The sequence below is a fragment of the Paraburkholderia sp. SIMBA_027 genome (assembly GCF_046535315.1).
Taxonomy (GTDB): domain Bacteria; phylum Pseudomonadota; class Gammaproteobacteria; order Burkholderiales; family Burkholderiaceae; genus Paraburkholderia; species Paraburkholderia tropica.
On record NZ_JAWRWY010000868.1, the window covers coordinates 1 to 262 of the forward strand.

General features: G+C 59.9%; 1 protein-coding gene. It reads right to left on the reverse strand.

What is annotated here, in order from left to right; all coding sequences use genetic code 11:
• Positions 1-262, reverse strand: a 262-nt coding sequence (locus SB764_RS41560; protein WP_410866974.1) for a YSC84-related protein, incomplete at both ends; no start/stop codon positions are given.

Here is a 262-nt window from a genome sequence, read left to right on the forward strand (position 1 = left end):
TGCTACGTCGCTGCCAACCGACCACCCAGCCGCATTGCGGAACTTGTCGAGCACGTCCTGCGTCATGAACATGAAAATGACTGCCGTCGACTGGGCACCGGCCTGGAATCCAAATGAAGCAGCCGCCGTGCTGTAGTAGCCAACTGTCGTGCCACCCACACGCAATGCGCCTTCGCCATACTCTGCCCCGGCAATGAAGGCCGCTTTCTTCACATCCGGGAACACAAGGATGCCTTGGGCCTTCGATGCGAGTTCGCGCGAG